The sequence below is a fragment of the Streptomyces spiralis genome (assembly GCF_014654675.1).
GTDB classification, from domain to species: Bacteria; Actinomycetota; Actinomycetes; order Streptomycetales; family Streptomycetaceae; genus Streptomyces; species Streptomyces spiralis.
Map to the genome: position 1 here is coordinate 1 of NZ_BNBC01000172.1, position 510 is coordinate 510.

At 66.1% G+C, this 510-nt stretch carries 1 protein-coding gene; it reads left to right on the top strand.

The features are described from left to right. A partial coding sequence (locus IE318_RS44585; protein ID WP_268256796.1) for an alpha-amylase family glycosyl hydrolase occupies positions 1–510 on the top strand: 510 nt, incomplete at both ends.

Here is a 510-nt window from a genome sequence, read left to right on the forward strand (position 1 = left end):
CGACTTCGTCATGAACCACACCAGCGACCAGCACCCGTGGTTCCAGGAGTCCCGCAAGGACCCCGACGGCCCCTACGCCGACTTCTACATGTGGGCCGACGACGACAAGGGCTACCCGGACGCGCGGATCATCTTCGTCGACACGGAGGTGTCCAACTGGACCTTCGATCCCGTGCGCGGCCAGTACTACTTCCACCGGTTCTTCTCCCACCAGCCGGACCTGAACTACGAGAGCCCCGCCGTCCAGGAGGAGATCCTGGCCGCCCTGCGCTTCTGGCTGGACCTGGGCATCGACGGGTTCCGGCTGGACGCGGTGCCGTACCTGTACGCGGAGGAGGGCACCAACTGCGAGAACCTGCCCGCCACCCATGAGTTCCTGAAGCGGGTGCGGCGCGAGATCGACAGGATGTACCCGGACACCGTGCTGCTGGCGGAGGCGAACCAGTGGCCGGAGGACGTCGTCGACTACTTCGGCGACTACACCTCCGGCGGCGACGAATGCCACATGGC